This window comes from Priestia aryabhattai B8W22, assembly GCF_000956595.1.
GTDB lineage: Bacteria > Bacillota > Bacilli > Bacillales > Bacillaceae_H > Priestia > Priestia aryabhattai.
This window is the reverse complement of sequence record NZ_JYOO01000037.1, coordinates 1-14,371: the sequence shown is the minus strand read 5'-3', so window position 1 is coordinate 14,371 and position 14,371 is coordinate 1. Positions and strand designations below refer to the sequence as shown.

The following is a 14,371-nucleotide window of genomic DNA, read 5'->3' as shown; positions in this document are numbered from 1 at the left end:
TGTTTTAACCACCATCATGTGTTATGAATAGTATGTAGGTTTCATGATTTATTTTCGTAACTAAAAAAAGTTTGACAGTTAGAGGTACAAAAAATGACAAATCAGCAAGTAATACAGCAACAATTTTTAGATAAGTTCCTTGACTTTATCTTAGTAAAATGTCCAAACTGCGAACTATGTGCGCGAGTTGTAAAACTGGATAAAAAATTGAGCGGGTCAACGCACTCATGCACGTGTCCTCACTGTGGTTATCTAGACGTCATCAGCGCTGAGGGCCAAGGACCGTTAGAACTTTCTGAAGCAGTAGATCCTTTTTTTCAGCTTCCGCTTTACTTGGAAACAATCTGCCCTGAACGTCGACTTTGGGCTTATAACTTAGATCACCTTCAGTATATTGAATCTTATATTGAAGTTAAAACATGCGGGGCTTGTTTCGACGAGCTGTCGGTTGAACACTCATTGCCAGATTGGGTAATTCATAAGCAGGAAGAAGCATTAAACGAAATTCAACGTTTAAAAGACACCGTCTTTTGCACATTCAAGTGAAGATAGAAAAGAAACGTTGCCGAAGAGGCAGCGTTTCTTTTTTTACGAAGAACTTTCTTCGGTAAGTTTTCTTCGATAATCCCCGGCTTTGTCGAACTCTTTTGCGGTGCCGACGAAAAAGTAGGTTACCGTATGATTTTTGTTACCTTGAGTCGTTCCATGAATCATCTTCCCCTGCTTCAATTGCTTTCGCTCCCCATTTTTATTTACATAGAAATATTTATTTCTTGCCCAGCCGCCGCCGCTTAAAAGCGTTTTGGTTTTCCCGACTCCCTGCTCGTTTACTTTAAATACAATGTAGTCTCCTTCTGTCTTGCTAGGATTTCCGTTATCTTTGTCATATTCGACCATAACCCATCCTTTGTACCCTTCTGGTATAAGGAAAATGCTCGGTTGAGACGTTTCATCTGGACGTCCACATCCAGCCGCGATTACGATCAATAAACACAAAATGAGCCACCTTTTCACTTTTCCCAACTCCTTTCTTAATAAAAGACGTGCCTCTATACTGCTTTTAGTTTTTGTTGACGGTAAGATTATATTCTTTCTGTATCCCTCAATTTTTCCCAGTTTACCCAATTAAATATGCTATATTTACGTATGGTTTGTCACACACTATTAGCAGGCGTTTACAATTTACATGGGAGGATAACAAAAATGAGCTATGTTTTTTTATTTATTTTGCTCTTTGTCATTCCGCTTTACACACAGCAAAAAATTGTTCGTGCCGACCGTGAAAATACACGTACATTATTACTAAGTGAACACGAGCAATCTGGACATAAAAAAAGCGATTCCCCGTAAAACAGGAATCGCCTTCTTTTAATATGTTAAGCTTCCAGCTACAATAAGGCTAACAGCTATCGACGCTGCAAAAAGAGTTACTCCAACCGCTACATTTCCTTCTTCTACTTTTTTGGCTAGGCTCGTTTTAGGTGTCATAATAAATTCAATAATCCAATATGTCACTACTTGAGTAATGATACCTACTATTCCCCAAAGAGTTGCATCTACCAAATTTAAGCTGTGGCTCCACACAGTGAAAATGACAATAGCAAGCCCAATTCCTTTTCCCCATAACTTCAAAGCGACTGCTACATTTCCTTTTTTTATGAGTTCACGATCATTAAATTTTGTTGTTAATTCAAATACGATTACTCCGATAAATAATAGCCCTAATCCTACCGCTACGTGAGATAAAAAGCTCCCTATACTAGCCCAATCAATCCATTGTGTCATTTTTAGTTCCCCTTTTCATTTTAATCCAATCGGCAAATAATACGATTCGTTATCTGTAATTTGATTTCCAGCTCGGATTCCTACTGCGCTTGCTTTTCCATTTAATAAAAAGCACCCGTACATGATATGAGCCTCTATTGTTTGCGTTTGCGTCTTCATTGTTGCAGTTGGCAAAGAAATAAACTGTTGATATACAGCAGTGTATTCTTGATATGTCTTATGCTGATCTTCGTCTATTTTGATTCCGTCTTCATTATAAATTTCAACGGTATCTCCCTCACGACCAAACGATGGTTTCTTCACAAATGCTTGTTTTCTTTCAATAAATGGATCCTCTTCTAAATACGTTGGTAAAAAGTATGTTTCAATGATGTGATGCTCTTCTTTAGTGAGGAAAGGATGATGTTGTTCATGCAAAGCCCAAATGAGTGCTTGCACGGCTTTGGACTGCAGTAAAAATGCAGAAGGCGGATTGATTATGGCTACTTGTTTTTGCTGTGCCAATGTTAAAAGCATGTGTCCGACTTTTTCATGCGTACTCGGATCTTCATCTTCAATTAAATGTTCAAGCGGATAAGTTTGGCGATAGAGTACGTCTATTTTTTGTCCATATTGATCATACACGCCCGCTTCTATATGTTGACCTTCTTCAACTGTAGAGGCAGGGACAATTCGAAGCTGCGATAATGGAACATATGTAGCATCTACATCGGCTAGCTTCATTAAATAAAGAGTGGTTAGCTTATCTTCTTCATGTGTATCATGAGAAGAAAAAACGACGTTTGGATAGTTCGTTCTATCGAGCTCGTTATAAGCTTCAAAAATGGCGTGTTTTAATGCTAAAGCAAGCTTTTTTTCTTCAAACTTATTAGGGTTTTGCACTTGAAAATGCCGGCAGACTAACTCATTTACATGAAATAATTCTTTAATGAACGTAGGCGTATCGGCGTTTAGTTCTAAAAGCTTGATTTGATCATCCGTAACAGCAAAATCAAGGCGTGAAATCACACTTTCTGTTTCCATCGTTTTCAGTCGTAGGTACGGGAAACTGGCTTTTGGAAATCCTAAAGAAAGAAGCGTCTGATCATCTAATGAACGAAGTAAAGGTGCCGTTTTAAAAAATAGTTCCCCGATTTGATTTGCGGCTTCTTTAATGGAATGAATGATGTGAGAAGATTCTATATGTACATCATAAAGAGCGTACTCTGTTCCATATAAGTCGTACCAAAAATCTTGAATTTCTTTATAAAACATTTCTCGCTTTTCTTTATGCATTACCCGCCAAAACCGCCTTTAGAGCCGCTCCCAATTCCAGATTTATACGAGCTGCTTGATTTAAATGATTTATAGGACGATGATGAGGTCAGCTGTTTTTCAGACCCGTAGTAGCGCCCTCCGTGATAATATGAGCCGCTGTGCGAAGAAGAAGAATCTGAACAGTAGTACGTTTGCGTATCTTCATCCCATTTCCACTTGTCGCACGATTTATCTTTCGGTTTAGCCGGTCTTGCCTGATCAGTTGAACCGCAGGCAACGAGCGATGTCATTAAAGCAGTGGTCAAAACTCCCGCCATCATTTTTTTTGTTTTGGACATTAAGCCTTTCCCCTTTCATACGTTACGCCTGTTTTTGTTACATATAAACTGTACACGCGGCGGTCTTCATCAATTTCCGCAGAGTCTCTTTCCCATTCCCATCCATTATAGTATGTATAAACAGTTCCGATATAGCTTAATACGTCCAAATGCGTATAAAATGAAGAGACGAATAAAATTGGATGTCCTCGAAGAGAATTCAATTCGCGGACTTCTAACGTAATCTCTCGATTATCCTCTTCTACCTGTTCTTTCGTTCCGTACTCATGCTCCTTTACATAAATAATATGGATATCATCTTCGACTGCAGATGAAGTTTGTTTATACGTTACTCCTTCTTTAACAAAAAATTCGCATTCTCTTCTTGCTAAAATTTGTTCAAGTTCAATAGATTGATAGTGGTAAATAGATACAAACGTATCATCAGGCTTTAGCAGTCGGTATTCTAACTTTCCCATTGCGCAACTCCTTTTGTGACTTTTTTGTGAACGTTCTTTAATAAATACGCACAGATTTTCAAAAAGTTTCAATTTTTCTCATATAAAAAGGCTTAGCTTTAAATAAGCTAAACCTTTATTTTTTTATCACATCTGTCACAACTTCATAACCGCCTGTGTATGGGTCGAATACATATTCAAGCATGCCGTTTCCACGATTGACTTTAAATAGATAACGGTATTTTTTAGGGCTGTCTTTTGCTGGATATACGTATTTTCCTTTTTGAAACTGGCTTAGCAAGAGCTGTTCTCTTTGCGCAAGCATTTTTTTTGCTTCATTATATCCATACAACGGGAGATTTTTGGCATAGAGAACCGGTACGAATACAAGTACAACGACTGAAATCGTAATAAGCCCTTGTTTAAACCACCGCATAAATCTCTTTGGATTTCGCGAAAGCAACATCGTGATGACAATTACTATTAACAAAGGAACAATATATACTTGAACATACGGAATGTTTGCAAATACAGGTCGATTAATCAACAAGACAATTACTTCGATAGCTGCTACTAATACTAAAATAAAATAGACCACTTACTCTTCACACCTCGACGATTCAATGAATTTTATATGTGTTAGAAAGTATTCCCACTCATGAATGAACTCGTCTATTGTATCATAAGAAGCCAAAAAAATATCTACGCTCGTCCATTTTACGGAATTTAGATAATAAAAGGGATTGAGACATAACGAAATCACCCCAATCTAAAGACAAACAAATGGGATAATGCGCTAGTATGCATCCCTTGTTACGACGGATTTCCGTACAAGGTTTCGCTTTCCGAGGGCGGCCGCTCCTGCAGGGCCTCATCTGTTCCACTTTGCCTTGCCCTTCAACCAACAGCTAGAAGCCACTATATACATGAAGCTGCCTTCACTTTAACCATAAAAAAATCTGAACACATTTGATTCTCCATCAAGAATCAAACACGTTCAGATCTTTCTTTAACTAAGCTACTTTTATTCCATCCTCTTTATTACGAAACTTCTACGTTTCGATTTTGATTATACTTTTTCCCTTGTAACAGTGAGTAAATGATCGCTGCTGCCCACACAATAAGTATGAATGCATATACAGCTATCTGAGTAGAGCTGCTTGATACCCAAGTGTTTAAGAGTGTTCGAGCATTTGTTAAGATGATAAACCCACCAACAAGTGAACCAAGCAAGTGAGCCGGGATAATACGAACAAACCATGCAGCAATCGGAGCCGCGATAATTCCGCCAATCATAAGGGCACCTACCCAGAACCAGTTTACCTGCTCCCAGCCAAGAGAAATTAAAAAGCCAAGTGTAGCCGAGACGGCAATAGCAAATTCACTTGTATCCACGGTTCCAACGACTTTCCGTGCTGTTGTGCCTTTTTTAGCTAGCAATACAGGCGTTGCAATGGGCCCCCAGCCGCCGCCTCCTGTAGCATCAGCAAATCCAGCAATTAATCCCAACGGAATGGACTGCTTCGTCGATAAAGGTTTAGTGCTCTTTTCTTCGTTTGTTTTAAACGTAAATAAAAAACGAAATAACACATAAACTCCTAGGAGCAATAAGAATGTTGAAACGTAAGGCCTTACTGCATCTCCAGGTAAATTACTTAGAAAGCAGGCTCCTACAAAAGCTCCGATGGAACCTGGGATAATCAGTTTTAACACCATCGATTTATCTACGTTTCCAAATTTAATATGCGAAACACCAGAAGCTGCTGTTGTTACAACTTCTGCTAAGTGAACAGATGCGGAAGCCACAGCTGGTGCAATTCCAAACGTTAAAAGCAGCGTAGTTGACGTCACCCCGTATGCCATTCCGAGTGATCCATCAATTAACTGAGCTAAAAAGCCAATAAGTGCAAACGTAATTAACTTTTTCATGTTGTCCCTCCACTTTCATCTTCTGTTAGAAAGCACAAAAAGGCCTCCAACAGTTGTTTGCTAGAAGCCTTCGGTATGTCCGATCAGCTGTCCGTTTTATGAATAAGTTGTTTATATTGTAATCCTAACTATTCCTAGAAGTCAACTGTGTTTTTAGTTTTTCTTTTAGTCTATGTATGCTGCTTGGTTATAGTATCAGTAAAATAAAATTCTTCTTGTTAAGTCAACCACATAAAAACGACCGCTCACTTAATAAGGGCGGTCATTTTTATGCATGTCTTGCCAGTGAGCTAGCACTTCAGGTGGCAAACTCACATCTTTATCTAATGACGTCACATCCATAGAAGCAGGCTCATCGCTATTTATCACTTTTTCTACCCAATCTGGCTGTACAACTAATGCTTGTTCAATCGTAATTAAAGACAGCCCTTGCTCAAAAGCTTCTGCTACTTCCGTTGCCATAAGTCCTCCTGTACCCACAAGAGGGACCCTGTGATTGACGTGCTTAACAATCGAAGAAAGCAGTGAATGATTTTCTTCCCTTTTTGAGGTAGGTTCATGTAAAGCACTGATATGTAAATAATCAATTTCTGTATAAACAAGACGGTCAATCCACTCAAATGTATCTTCCACTTTATTTCCTAAATAGCCTTTTTCTTTGGGCGCTAATGTATATCCCACAATAAATGGTTTGCCCGCATGTGCTGCTCGACGCGTCACTTCACGAATAACTTCAAGTGCAAAAGTGAAGCGGTTTTCTGCACTTCCACCATAAGAATCACTTCGTTCATTGGCTTGCCTTGATATAAACTGCTGCAGTAAACATTCATTTCCCCCGTCAATTTCTACTCCATCAAACCCTGCTTCCATAGCTCTGGTGGTAGCTTCGCCAAATGCTTGAACAATATAAGTTATATCGCGCTCGGTCATTTGAACAGGCTTTTTCCCTTTACGTTTATGAGGCTTTTCACTTGGGCTAATGGCTTGCCACTTATTTTCCATTTCTACGCACTTTCTGCCCCCGTGCGATAGTTGAAGAATCGCTTTAGCTCCTCTTCTATGAATCATTTGGGTTAGTTGATGAAGCTTTCGTATGACCTGATCACGATGAATTCCGATTTGACCATGTGCTACTTGGCCATTTTCTGTGATAAACGCGGGACCGATAATTACCGTACTGACGCCCCCTACTCGTTTTTCGTAAAAAGACATATCAATATCGGATATTTCTCCGTTTTCCCGTGAAGCGTATGTGAGGATAGGTCCCATTGCTAATCGATTTTTCATCTCAAGAGCATCAACAAATTTAAAATGTTTAAATAATTTTTCATAGGCTGCCTTCAATTAATTCACACCTTTTTTCCTTAGCTTACCCATCTAGGAGCCGAGTAGACATAGGCACAAAAAAAGAAATACCTTTGCCGGCATTTCTTTTTACGTCGTTTTTCTTATTTTTTTGACGGGGTAAAATACAAATTCGCTTTTTCCCACAATCCGTTTTTCATCAATGAGACCTAGACCATTACGGCTATCCATACTGTACAGACGGTTATCACCCATTACAAATACTTCGTTTTTAGGTATTTGAACGGGTTCAAAATCTCCTGTTAGCTCCATATCCATGTTGTTGGCAATTTGACGATTCGTTTTTAAATAAGGTTCACTTACTTTTTTATCATCAATATAAAGCTGATCTTTTTTCATTTCGATTTTTTCACCTGGCAGACCGATTACTCTTTTTACATAATGCTTATTCTTAGCCTCATCTTTAATAATCACAATATCTCCGCGGCGAATATCATGAAGCGAATACGACAGTTTATTCACAAACAAACGCTCTCCGTTATGCAGCGTTGGGTTCATTGAAGCGCCTTCTACAATATACGGAGAAAATAAAAATGCGCGAATCATAAATACTAGAGCGATAGCGAAGATAATTGTTTTGAATATGCTGCGTAATTGATCGCTTTTTGTTTTTTCCGTAGTCAATATACTTTGTCTCCTTTGTACAGCTCACTTTTCTTATGTAAAAAGCAAGAAACTTCTTACTTTAACACTTATTCTAACTTAATCATAGAAAGAACTGAAATCAAATGTTTTATGCTATGTAAAAAAAGAACCTCTAACAAATGTTAGAGGCTTACATTACGCAAGTTTCGTCTTTACATCTCTTATTATAACATTAATTATATAAAAAAAGACTACCTTTTATGTAAAAATTATGTTTTTTACGCAAACTTAACTAAATCTTCACATTTAAAGGCGTTTCTCCACGTATAAAAAGTTGAGAGATACAATACTCTATAATCTCTCTTCGCCGCACAGATCCAATAAAAATGTTTTGGTTATCTATAATCGGCACAACATTTTGTTCAGACGCGCGTGACAAAATACTTTCCATTTCATCATGAATTATTTTACGGCCTGCTTCCTCCTTCTCCTCTTTCGGAAAAAAAGCGTTCTTATCTCCTCGATAAGAACGCTTTTTTAGCTCATTTTCTCAATTTCATTTACAAGAATTGAAATGGCATCCGTTTTTGTTGCTTCACGCATTGTACGCTTCATCGTACTTGCCTGCTGCTGAAGCTCATTTACTTCACGCAAAAACAGTTCTTTTGTTAACTGCTCTTCTTCTACAACCATGCAGTAGCCTTTTTTCTTAAAGGATTGTGCATTTAAAATTTGATCTCCGCGACTCTGTGCTTTTGATAAAGGAATAATCATCATCGGTTTATGAAGAGCTAAAAACTCAAAAATGGCATTTGATCCGCCGCGTGTAATCACATAATCAGTTGCCGCTAGAACATCAGGAAGCTGTTCGTTTACGTATTCTAACTGACGGTAGCCGGACTCTTTTTCAAGGCTTGTATCAATATTGCCTTTTCCGCAAAGGTGTACAATTTGGAATTTCTTTTGCAGTTCAGGCAAAGACTCTCGAACAATTTCATTAATACGGCGTGCTCCTAAACTTCCGCCCATAATCGTTAAAATTGGGCGCTTATCATAAAAGCGAAGCCAGCTTTCCCCGTTCGCTGCGCTTCCGCTAAATAATTCTTTTCGAATAGGTGAACCAACGACCTGCACTTTTTCTTTTGGAAAGTAGTTTGCCGCTTCATCAAAAGAAGTAAAAATTTTAGTGGCAAATTTCTGCGCAATTTTATTTGCCAGTCCCGGTGTTAAATCACTTTCATGAATGAACACGGGAATGTTTAAAGATTTAGCAGCCATTACAACAGGAACTGTGACAAAACCGCCTTTTGAAAAAACAAGAGAAGGCTTTAGCTTTTTTAGCACGCGACGTGCATCGCCAACCCCTTTTGCTACTCGAAATACATCTTTTACATTTTCCATATCGACGTAGCGACGCAGCTTTCCGCTTGAAATCGCATGATATGGAACGTTTAATTTTGTAATTAATTCTTTCTCAATACCATTATGAGAACCGACATAATGGATATCCCATTTTTCACTGTCTAATTCTTTCATAATGGCAATGTTTGGTGTTACGTGCCCAGCTGTTCCGCCTCCGGTAAAAACGATAACTTGCTTACTCATTTTTTCTTCCTCTCTTTACTTCACTTAATCGATCTGTTTTGACATCAATTTTTATCTGATCTTTTTAGCATGCAATCTGACATGTAAAACGATGGTTTTATTATAGCATTTTTCTTTTTACATATGTATGATAAGGCGTATAAAAGCATGCTATACTTTTCATAAGGAGTGATGATAATGAACAAATCTGTACCTGCAGTAAAAGGGGACACAGTGGATTCCGAAACGCGCTGTACGCACTATCATACGGATAAAGATATTATCGCAATAAAATTTTATTGCTGTCATACATATTATCCGTGCTATCAATGTCATAACGGACATGCGGATCACGACATTAAAAGGTGGCCAAAAGCTATGTTTAATGAAAAAGCTATTCTTTGCGGAGTATGTAAACATGAGCTATCAATTAATGAATACTTAACCTGTAACTCGACTTGCCCTCACTGTCGTTCTTCTTTTAATCCCGGATGCAGCCTGCATGGACACATTTATTTTGAACAAAAAAGCTGAACAAAACATCGTTCAGCTTTTAAAACAATTGCTCATCTATATTTATAATGGAAGGAAGCAGACCTGGGAACAATTCCTCAAGTTCTTCTAAACGCAAGGAGTAATAGTGCTGCGTACCTTCTATACGTAGTTTGATAATTCCAGCTTCGCGAAGTACTTTAATATGATGTGATAGCGTTGATTTTGATACATTTAATTTTTGATAATACGAACAGGTCTGCTCCTTTCTTGTCGCTAAACACTGTACAATTCGCAGCCGATTAGGATCACTCAACGCGTGTAGAATAGGCGTTAATTTAATTTCAGATTTCGGTGGTTGATAAGGTTTTCTCATGCTTAAAATATAACACAGCTTCTTTTGTGTATCAATGTTCGATAACTTTCGAACTAAATTCCTTGCACTGTTATTTAATCGGTGTTATAGTTTCATTGTTCGATGATATTCGAACTTATCTTCATTTTAATCATAAATTGAATGAAAGATTAAAAACAAAACAAATAATATAAAGCACCATCATTATTAAAGGAGGAATCACCCATGATTCATTTACAAGCTTCAATGAAAGTTAACCCAGCAAAAAGAGAAGAATTTTTAGAAAACGTACAAGAACTAATTAAGCATTCTTTACAAGAAGAAGGAAACAGCAACTATCAACTATTTGAAGATGCTTTTACACCTAACACATTTATGATGATTGAAGAGTGGAAAAGCGAAGAAGCAATTCAAGCACACAATAAATCAGCTCACTTCCAAAGTTTTGTAGCATTTGCTCAAACTGGCGTACTTGTAGCACCTTTAGATGTAAAAACATTACAAGGCTAAGAATAACTTCTTTGAAAGGATGACGCATCATGAATGAAGCAATTCGTACAATTCAAGATCATCGTTCTATCCGTCAGTATACAGACGAAGCAGTAAGCGACGAACATTTAGATACGATTATCCAATCTGCTCAGTCAGCCGCTTCTTCTATTAACGGACAGCAAGTGACTATTATTAGCGTCCAAGATAAAGAAAAAAAGAAAAAGCTTTCAGAGCTTGCGGGCAACCAAGCGTGGATTGACCAAGCTCCTCTATTCTTAATCTTTTGTGCGGATTTTAATCGTGCTAAGATTGCTGCTGAGCTTAACGATGCGCCTCTTGGCGTAACCGATGGACTTGAGTCAATTTTAGTGGGGGCAACCGATGCTGGAATTTCTTTAGAAGCCGCAACAGTTGCAGCAGAATCACTCGGTTTAGGTACAGTCCCAATCGGAGGAATTCGCAGAAAGCCGCTTGAAGTCATTGAACTGCTAGATTTACCGGAATACGTATTCCCAGTAAGCGGTCTTGTCGTTGGACATCCAGCAGATCAGTCTGCGAAAAAACCTCGATTGCCACAAGCTGCTGTGCACCATCGGGAAAGCTATAATCACGACTTAAAGTCATTGATTCAAGACTATGATGCTGAAATGGCAGAGTATATGAAAATGAGAACAAACGGTGCTGATGACCGCAACTGGTCACAAACTGTATCAGCTATTTATAAAACCATTTATTATCCAGAAGTTCGAGCGATGCTTGAAAAACAAGGGTTTAAATTCGAATAACCAAAAGCTGCGATGAACATCGCAGCTTTTTTATCTACTTTAACAGCGTACTGAATAGACTAAAAGTAATACTCAATAAATGAGGTGTTGATATGGAGTTTATTTTAATTTGTAATTTTCTTTTAGGTGCAACCGCAGCGTTTTTATTGGTACCGGCTTTTACAAAAAAGCACACCCTTCACGTGACTTTACTTTCTCTCCTTTTCCTCCTTTCGATTGTCCCGACTTTTCTTCTCGCTAATCCACATATCGGCGTTTTACCTTGGGCTATTCGAGACACTCTTCTATTGTTCTCCGCTTTCCTTTTCTTTTATTTAACCTTCACTTTAAACAGATGGGAAACGCTCTTGTTTTTTCTTCTATTTTTACTGTCGATTGCTCCTCTTACCTACGTCGTATATGATGACTTCACGCATACGTATATAGATGCCAATATTGGGCTTGGCCTAGGCTTTTTATTGACATGGCTCCTCACAGCTCTGTACAATATTTTAGCTATTCTTCGATTTTTCCGTCAGAAATCTCAGTAAACACGTCAAAAGTTAACAAACAAACGAATAGTTGATTTTATTTAGTATACGCTAACAACTGCACAGTCCTTCTCTTTACATAAAGCTGTGTATACTAAAAAAGGAGTGATACTTGATGAAACGACTATTCGTAATGGTAGCAGTGATTGCCTTCTTGGCACTTAGCCGCATGTTAGTATTTGCCGCTGAAACACCTCCTGCTGCAGATGAGCGACCAGCTCAAAATGCAGAAGTTCGTATCGTTCATGCTTCACCTGATGCTCCAGCTGTAGACATTTTTGTGGATGACAAAGCTTTAGTAGAAGGAGCAAAGTTTAAAGATGTCTCCAACTCCCTGCCTTTGTCAGCTGGTTCTCATAAAGTAGAAGTATACGAAGCGAAGACAAAAGGAACAAAAGATTCCATCATCGAAGCTACCCTTGTTGTAGACGGTGGAAAATCGTATACAGTAGCCGCTGTAAATAAAGCAGAAAATCTTGAACTACAGGCTTTCACGAATAATAAGCAAGGGATGGCTGGAAAAGCAAGCTTGCGTGTTGCTCATTTATCTCCTGATGCTCCTGCGGTAAACGTAGGTCCTAAAGGTGCTGTTCCTTTATTTAAAGATCTGTCTTTTAAAAGCATTTCAGGTTATCAAGTAGTAAATCCGGGTTCGTATGATCTATCTGTTTCCACAGCAGATGGAAAAGAAATACTAAGTCTTCCAGGAACAAATCTTCAAAGCGGTAAAAACTATACGGTTCTCGCAGTAAATACTGCTGACAAGCTTGAGACCATTGTTTTACAAGATAATTAATTTAAAAAACGTCATTTCAATTGAAATGACGTTTTTTATAGACTGCGCTGAATGAATTCTTCTTTTTTGTACTCATAGGTAGAAATATCGTTCCACAATCGTTTTGAAAGCTCGTATTTCATACCTTCATATTTTTTTCTAGCACGTTCGCTCGAGCGTAACTGCTCCCTGAAATTAATTCTTTCATTCCAGTAAGGTGATTCACTGACCGTTACGTACACATGACTTCTTCTAGCATCATGTGGAATGAGCTTACGGGCATTTTTAGCTGTCATAATTGGAGGGTAGTGTGCAGCTGGAACACCTTCCTTTAATAAGACGAACATCTCTTTTTCCGCTACATATACGTGAGATTTATTTTTTAATATAGCGCGCACTTCATTTATGTCTTCTTCACGTTTGACTCCGATTAAAATATCAACGATTGGTGAACCTGCCAATCCAGGAACGGACGTGCTTCCAATATGTTCGATGTCTACTGAAAAATCTTTTAGTGTATTAAGCAACGCTTCTTTTTCCATTTGATACAAAAGCGACCACTTTGTTTCATACTGAACAATCTTTCGCATATCAGTTTCCACCCTTTCACTTTTTTATACTGTACCATGTTTTAAAATAAAAAGAAAGAATTTTCTAACTATTTACTTTTGGTTTATGCTACGAGCTTTACACCCCTCTAGACAGGCTTTATATTATTTTATATATTTTTGTTATTTTTATTCTAAATGTTTCATAATTGTGGATGTTTCCTCCTCCAAAAGATAGATACTCTTTTATTTTCTATCTCTCCTCTATCATATTCACATTCAGCTGCTTTATACTATTTCACATTTTTTCTAGTATAAAACATGTCCTCAAAACATCGGTGAACAAAGGACTAAAGACCTTTAAATGCCCTTAATATCCCTGAATTTCTCCTTTGATATAATTATATTTTACATTAATGTAAAATTTTATCTGTAAGGATGGCAGATAGTTCAAATTCATTATACAATTGAATTTCGACATATAGTATGATGGATAATATCGGCATTATGAGATAATAGTAGATTTCACTCAAAATTTTGGGCTATTTGCCGATATATGCTTTGTATACCAATTAACTTATGTTGAAATTTGTAATTTGCAAGGAGGAAAAAATGAATAAAAAACATGTCATGTACACAGCCGTTTCTTCTGTTCTCTTAAGCTCTTCATTGCTTTTGCATTCAATTGATGCAGATGCAGCTGAATCGGCCAAAGTAACTGTTACATCGTTAAATGTACGTGCAACGCCTAGTACAAGCGGTGCCGTCGTTGGAAAAATAACGAAGGGAAACACCGTTAATATAGTAGATGAAAGCAAGGGATGGGCTAAAATTACGTATAACGGTAAAGAAGCTTGGATTTCATCTCAATACATAAACAAAACGCAAACAACCAGTACGTCCACGGCAAATTCGACATCCAAGTCAGCGGTCGTTAACGCCAGTTCATTAAACGTTCGCTCTTCTGCAAGTACAAGCGCATCGGTGGTAACAAACTTACCGCGCAATTCAAAAGTAACGGTGGTAAAAGAAAGCGGATCTTGGTCACAGATTAAACGGCAAGCGGCCAAACGGGCTGGGTGGCGAGTCAGTATTTACAAGCAGGCTCTGCTTC

The 14,371-nt window shown here is 38.0% G+C and carries 20 protein-coding genes; 8 read left to right on the top strand and 12 right to left on the bottom strand.

Annotation, left to right across the window (positions count from 1 at the left end; translation table 11 throughout):
• Window positions 1-93 precede the first annotated feature (93 nt).
• Window positions 94-546: a hypothetical protein gene (locus tag N178_RS21885; protein ID WP_028412776.1), complete on the top strand. Its 453-nt coding sequence runs from the start codon at window positions 94-96 to the stop codon at window positions 544-546.
• Window positions 547-588: 42 nt separating this feature from the next.
• Here the strand turns inward: N178_RS21885 and N178_RS21880 are convergent, their stop codons facing one another.
• The gene (locus tag N178_RS21880; RefSeq protein ID WP_045294859.1) at window positions 589-1,014 is read right to left on the bottom strand and encodes a DUF6843 domain-containing protein; all 426 of its coding nucleotides are present in this window, start codon (window positions 1,012-1,014) and stop codon (window positions 589-591) included.
• Window positions 1,015-1,203: 189 nt separating this feature from the next.
• Here N178_RS21880 and N178_RS27240 point away from each other — a divergent pair, with 189 nt between their 5' ends.
• Window positions 1,204-1,350: a hypothetical protein gene (locus N178_RS27240; protein WP_016764718.1), complete on the top strand. Its 147-nt coding sequence runs from the start codon at window positions 1,204-1,206 to the stop codon at window positions 1,348-1,350.
• An 18-nt stretch (window positions 1,351-1,368) separates the two neighbouring features.
• On the opposite strand, the gene N178_RS21875 is transcribed toward N178_RS27240, so the two are convergent.
• From N178_RS21875 to N178_RS21830, 9 genes are all read right to left on the bottom strand, one after another.
• Window positions 1,369-1,785: a DUF350 domain-containing protein gene (locus N178_RS21875; RefSeq protein WP_045294857.1), complete on the bottom strand. Its 417-nt coding sequence runs from the start codon at window positions 1,783-1,785 to the stop codon at window positions 1,369-1,371.
• Window positions 1,786-1,800: 15 nt separating this feature from the next.
• The gene (locus tag N178_RS21870; RefSeq protein WP_045294855.1) at window positions 1,801-3,060 is read right to left on the bottom strand and encodes a glutathionylspermidine synthase family protein; all 1,260 of its coding nucleotides are present in this window, start codon (window positions 3,058-3,060) and stop codon (window positions 1,801-1,803) included.
• Window positions 3,060-3,380 (bottom strand): hypothetical protein, encoded by a 321-nt coding sequence (locus tag N178_RS21865; protein ID WP_045294853.1) that lies wholly within the window; start codon window positions 3,378-3,380, stop codon window positions 3,060-3,062. The genes N178_RS21870 and N178_RS21865 overlap by 1 nt, the downstream gene beginning before the upstream one ends.
• Window positions 3,380-3,838 (bottom strand): hypothetical protein, encoded by a 459-nt coding sequence (locus N178_RS21860; RefSeq protein WP_045294851.1) that lies wholly within the window; start codon window positions 3,836-3,838, stop codon window positions 3,380-3,382. Before N178_RS21860 ends, N178_RS21865 begins: the two co-directional genes overlap by 1 nt.
• Before the next feature lie 115 nt (window positions 3,839-3,953).
• The gene (locus tag N178_RS21855; protein ID WP_013083806.1) at window positions 3,954-4,415 is read right to left on the bottom strand and encodes a hypothetical protein; all 462 of its coding nucleotides are present in this window, start codon (window positions 4,413-4,415) and stop codon (window positions 3,954-3,956) included.
• A gap of 443 nt (window positions 4,416-4,858) precedes the next feature.
• Window positions 4,859-5,746: a sulfite exporter TauE/SafE family protein gene (locus N178_RS21850; RefSeq protein WP_013057718.1), complete on the bottom strand. Its 888-nt coding sequence runs from the start codon at window positions 5,744-5,746 to the stop codon at window positions 4,859-4,861.
• 249 nt (window positions 5,747-5,995) lie between these two features.
• Entirely contained in the window at window positions 5,996-7,090 is a 1,095-nt protein-coding gene (locus N178_RS21845; protein ID WP_045294849.1) for an oxidoreductase, read from the bottom strand.
• 90 nt (window positions 7,091-7,180) lie between these two features.
• Window positions 7,181-7,735, bottom strand: a complete 555-nt coding sequence (gene lepB, locus N178_RS21840; protein WP_028412768.1) for a signal peptidase I — start codon at window positions 7,733-7,735, stop codon at window positions 7,181-7,183.
• A 498-nt stretch (window positions 7,736-8,233) separates the two neighbouring features.
• Complete coding sequence (locus tag N178_RS21830) at window positions 8,234-9,301, bottom strand: undecaprenyldiphospho-muramoylpentapeptide beta-N-acetylglucosaminyltransferase (RefSeq protein WP_029714620.1); 1,068 nt, start codon at window positions 9,299-9,301, stop codon at window positions 8,234-8,236.
• 177 nt (window positions 9,302-9,478) lie between these two features.
• Between N178_RS21830 and N178_RS21825 the strand changes: the two genes are divergently transcribed.
• On the top strand, window positions 9,479-9,814 hold the full coding sequence (locus N178_RS21825) for a CHY zinc finger protein (RefSeq protein WP_045294847.1): 336 nt from the start codon (window positions 9,479-9,481) through the stop codon (window positions 9,812-9,814).
• A 19-nt stretch (window positions 9,815-9,833) separates the two neighbouring features.
• Here N178_RS21825 and N178_RS21820 read toward each other — a convergent pair whose 3' ends face one another.
• Window positions 9,834-10,148 carry an ArsR/SmtB family transcription factor gene (locus N178_RS21820; protein ID WP_013083811.1) on the bottom strand — a complete coding sequence of 105 codons (315 nt, stop codon included), beginning with the start codon at window positions 10,146-10,148 and terminating at the stop codon, window positions 9,834-9,836.
• Window positions 10,149-10,352: 204 nt separating this feature from the next.
• On the opposite strand from N178_RS21820, the gene N178_RS21815 reads away from it, so the two are divergent.
• The 4 genes from N178_RS21815 to N178_RS21800 all read left to right on the top strand — a co-directional run bounded on the left by N178_RS21815 (window position 10,353) and on the right by N178_RS21800 (window position 12,730).
• Window positions 10,353-10,637: a putative quinol monooxygenase gene (locus tag N178_RS21815; RefSeq protein ID WP_013057729.1), complete on the top strand. Its 285-nt coding sequence runs from the start codon at window positions 10,353-10,355 to the stop codon at window positions 10,635-10,637.
• 29 nt (window positions 10,638-10,666) lie between these two features.
• Window positions 10,667-11,404, top strand: coding sequence for an oxygen-insensitive NADPH nitroreductase (gene nfsA, locus N178_RS21810; protein ID WP_045294845.1), 738 nt, complete (start codon window positions 10,667-10,669; stop codon window positions 11,402-11,404).
• Between the two features lie 92 nt (window positions 11,405-11,496).
• Entirely contained in the window at window positions 11,497-11,934 is a 438-nt protein-coding gene (locus N178_RS21805; protein WP_045294844.1) for a hypothetical protein, read from the top strand.
• Window positions 11,935-12,049: 115 nt separating this feature from the next.
• The gene (locus tag N178_RS21800; protein WP_045294843.1) at window positions 12,050-12,730 is read left to right on the top strand and encodes a DUF4397 domain-containing protein; all 681 of its coding nucleotides are present in this window, start codon (window positions 12,050-12,052) and stop codon (window positions 12,728-12,730) included.
• Window positions 12,731-12,765: 35 nt separating this feature from the next.
• Here N178_RS21800 and N178_RS21795 read toward each other — a convergent pair whose 3' ends face one another.
• Window positions 12,766-13,299, bottom strand: a complete 534-nt coding sequence (locus N178_RS21795; protein ID WP_028412757.1) for a GrpB family protein — start codon at window positions 13,297-13,299, stop codon at window positions 12,766-12,768.
• Between the two features lie 570 nt (window positions 13,300-13,869).
• Here N178_RS21795 and N178_RS21790 point away from each other — a divergent pair.
• Window positions 13,870-14,371 (top strand): SH3 domain-containing protein (locus N178_RS21790; protein ID WP_237758570.1); only part of this gene is annotated, 502 nt, incomplete at its 3' end.